Origin of the sequence: Methylobacterium sp. J-077, from assembly GCF_022829365.1 — a bacterium.
GTDB lineage: Bacteria > Pseudomonadota > Alphaproteobacteria > Rhizobiales > Beijerinckiaceae > Methylobacterium.
Genome location: NZ_JAKSYJ010000161.1, coordinates 1 through 950, shown reverse-complemented (window position 1 = coordinate 950; position 950 = coordinate 1). Strand labels below are relative to the sequence as shown.

Sequence of the window (950 nt, the reverse complement as noted above, 5' to 3'; positions counted from 1 at the left end):
TCTGAGCCGATGAAACCGGGTGAATTTGTGTTGAGACCGCTGCATCATTGCCGAACGTCGCAACGACGTGCCGCCTGTCCCCAGGTCGGCGATGCGATCGCCATCGCGGGACGCGGATTGCCGGCTCAATCCAGCCGCGCTCGGCGATCGGACGCACGCCCCACGCCGGCGTAGCGGAAGCCGAGGCGCTCGACATCCTGCACGCGATAGACGTTGCGAAGGTCGACGAGAACCGGCTCGGCCATGGTGGCGCGCAGGCGTTCGAGATCGAGCGCCCGGAACGCGTTCCACTCGGTCACCAGCACCAGGGCGTCGGCGCCCTCCGCGCAGGAATAGGGATCCTCGGCGTAGGCGATGTCGGGCAGGAGCGGGCGGGCCTGTTCCATCCCCTCGGGATCGTAGGCGCGCACGGTGGCGCCGGCATCCTGCAACCCCGCGACGATGGCGAGCGAGGGCGCATCGCGCATGTCGTCGGTGTTGGGCTTGAAGGTGAGGCCGAGCAGCGCGATCGTCTTGCCCCGCACCGAGCCACCGCAGGCCTGGATCACCTTGCGCGCCATCGCGCGCTTCCGCTGGTCGTTGACCGCGACCACGGTCTCGACGATCCGCATCGGCGTGCCAGCGTCCTGCGCGGTCTTCACCAGCGCCAGCGTGTCCTTGGGGAAGCACGAGCCGCCGTAGCCCGGCCCGGCATGGAGGAACTTCGGGCCGATGCGGTTGTCGAGGCCGATCCCGCGGGCGACCTCCTGCACGTCGGCACCGACCCGCTCGCACAGGTCGGCGATCTCGTTGATGAAGGTGATCTTGGTGGCCAGGAACGCGTTGGCGGCGTACTTGGTCAGCTCGGCGGTGCGTCGGCTCGTCACCACGATCGGCGCGGCGTTGAGGTAGAGCGGCCGGTAGACCTCGCGCATCACCGCCTCCGCGCGGGGATCCTCGCTGCCGACCAC

1 protein-coding gene is annotated in these 950 nt (G+C 69.2%); it reads right to left on the bottom strand.

Annotated elements, in window-relative coordinates; all coding sequences use genetic code 11:
* Positions 1-125: 125 nt before the first annotated feature.
* Positions 126-950 (bottom strand): UDP-glucose dehydrogenase family protein (locus MKL11_RS19775; protein WP_243946627.1); only part of this gene is annotated, 825 nt, incomplete at its 5' end.